Annotated in this window: 2 protein-coding genes; both read left to right on the top strand. The window is 67.1% G+C overall.

Features of this window, described 5'->3' with window-relative positions:
* The first annotated feature begins 69 nt into the window (after positions 1-69).
* Positions 70-378, top strand: coding sequence for a transposase (locus tag ACIOKD_RS42030; protein ID WP_179436216.1), 309 nt, complete (start codon positions 70-72; stop codon positions 376-378).
* Positions 375-1,292, top strand: a complete 918-nt coding sequence (locus ACIOKD_RS42025) for an IS3 family transposase (protein WP_402093762.1) — start codon at positions 375-377, stop codon at positions 1,290-1,292. Before ACIOKD_RS42030 ends, ACIOKD_RS42025 begins: the two co-directional genes overlap by 4 nt.
* The last annotated feature ends 31 nt before the right edge of the window (positions 1,293-1,323 follow it).

The raw sequence follows: 1,323 nt of genomic DNA, 5'->3' as shown, positions 1-1,323 counted from the left end.
TGAGGTTCCCCCGAGATGCGGAGTGTGTTGACAGAGGGTCAGATGGTTCTCATGAGAGGAACATCGACCATGGCCGCCCCCAGGAAGTACTCGCTGGAGTTGCGTGAGCGTGCGGTGCGGATGTATCGCACCTCCGATCCCAAGCCGCAGATCAAGAAGCTCGCGGTCGATCTCGGCGTGCACCCCGAGGCCCTGCGTGGCTGGATCCGCCAGGCCGAGGCGGACGCCGGCGAGCGCGACGACCGGCTGACCACCGACGAGCGAGCGGAGCTCGCCGCGCTGCGCAAGGAAAACGTCCAGCTCAAGCGGGCGAACGAGGTCCTGCGGACGGCTTCGGCGTTTTTCGCGGCGCAGCTCGACCCGACCCGGCCCAGGTGACGGCGCTCGTTGACGAGCACCCACACCTGGGGGTCGAGTGCGTACTCCGGGAACTTTCCATCGCCTCCTCGACGTACTACCGCTGGCGTCGTGCCGAGCGCGAGCCGTGCGAACGCCGATGCCGGGACGTGGAACTGACCGAGCAGATCAAGGAGATCCACGCCGACTCGGGCGGGATCTACGGCTCGCCGCGCGTGCACGCCGTGCTCAAGCGCGAGGGCGTCCACGTGGGCCGCAAACGGGTCGAGCGCCTGATGCGCGAGGCCGACATCGCGGGCGTCAGCCCACGTCGCAAGGGCTTCACGCGCCGCGACCCGAAGGCCACCCTGGCCCCGGACCTGGTCGAGCGCGACTTCACAGCGCCCGCGCCGAACCGGCTGTGGGTCACTGACCTGACGATGATCGCGACCGGCGAGGGGCCGTTGTGGCTGTCCGCGATCCGGGATGCGTTCTCGCGACGGGTGGTGGCCTGGGAAACCTCCGCCCGCGCGGACGCCGACCTGGTCCTCACCACCCTCGAGTACGCGCTGGCCTCGCGCGAGGTCGAGCCCGGACAGCTCATTCATCATGCCGACCACGGCTGTCAGTACACGTCCGTGAAGCTGACAACTCGCCTCCTGCGAGCGGGAATTCAGGCATCCATGGGCTCGGTCGGGGACTCGTACGATAACGCTCTCGCGGAGAATCTGTGGATGCTCATCAAGACCGAGTGCATCCGCGGGCGCACCTTCGCCACGAGGGCCGAGGCGAACCTCGCGCTCTTCGAGTACATCGACGGTTTCTATAACTCCCGCCGCATCCAGGAACGGCTCGGATTCCTCAGCCCGATCGAGTTCGAGGAGAAACACTACGCCGAGCGGGCGACGGCCGAACCAACGAACCTGAACACCCGTCAACCCCTCCTGACCAGCTGATCAGCATCTCTCGCGCAGCGGGGGAACCTCA

Source organism: Streptomyces sp. NPDC087844 (genome assembly GCF_044742785.1).
In the GTDB taxonomy this organism is placed as follows: Bacteria; Actinomycetota; Actinomycetes; order Streptomycetales; family Streptomycetaceae; genus Streptomyces.
This window is presented reverse-complemented; position numbering and strand designations above follow the sequence as displayed.

Bases quoted from the DNA above. Each gene is read 5' to 3' on its own strand.
- ACIOKD_RS42030 (WP_179436216.1), top strand. From the start codon at position 70: ATGGCCGCCCCCAGGAAGTACTCGCTGGAGTTGCGTGAGCGTGCGGTG.